The organism is Actinomyces sp. oral taxon 448 str. F0400 (genome assembly GCF_000220835.1).
Classification (GTDB): domain Bacteria; phylum Actinomycetota; class Actinomycetes; order Actinomycetales; family Actinomycetaceae; genus Actinomyces.
In genome coordinates this window covers 1-587 of the sequence record NZ_GL985616.1, presented here as the reverse complement: position 1 = coordinate 587, position 587 = coordinate 1, and the positions used below count along the sequence as shown (strand labels likewise).

The window sequence follows — 587 nt, the reverse complement described above, 5'->3', positions numbered from 1 at the left end:
GCTGGTTGTGCGTGCGTTGCGGGTGGGTGGGGTTGGGGTTATTCGAAGGTGCCCAGTTGGGGGAGGGTGGAGGTGAGCCAGGTGGTGTAGGTGGTTGCCTGGTGGTTGAGGTCTTCGTCGGTGATGGTGTGGGTGCCGGTGGTGGTGAAGGGTGTGGTGAAGCGGGTTCCGATGAGGCTGCTGGTGGCTTGGAAGGGGCGTAGTAGTTCGGTGAGGGTGTAGTGGTAGGTGCCGTCGTGGGTGTAGTTGGGGGCGGGTGAGCCTGTGGAGACGGAGAGGGCGAGTTCTTTGCCGTGTAGGGCGGTGCCGGTTGAGCCGTAGGCCCAGCCGTGGGTGAGGACGTCGTCTTCCCATTTCTTGAGCAGGGGCGGGCAGGAGTACCAGTAGACGGGGAATTGGAGGACGATGCGGTCGGTGGTGGTTAGTGTGGTCTGTTCTGTGGGGACGTTGATGTGGAAGTCGGGGTAGAGGGCGTACATGTCGCGTACGTGGATGGGGTTGTCGGGCGTGGTGGCGGCTCGGGCTGTTCGGGCTAGCCGGGCGTTGATGCGCGAGTCCTCCAGGTGCGGATGGAACAAGAACACAGT

The 587-nt window shown here is 63.0% G+C and carries 1 protein-coding gene; it reads right to left on the bottom strand.

The annotated features are described in order from the left end of the window. Positions 1-38: 38 nt before the first annotated feature. Positions 39-584 carry an NAD(P)H-dependent oxidoreductase gene (locus HMPREF9062_RS11970; protein ID WP_034255041.1) on the bottom strand — a complete coding sequence of 182 codons (546 nt, stop codon included), beginning with the start codon at positions 582-584 and terminating at the stop codon, positions 39-41. Positions 585-587: the final 3 nt, after the last annotated feature.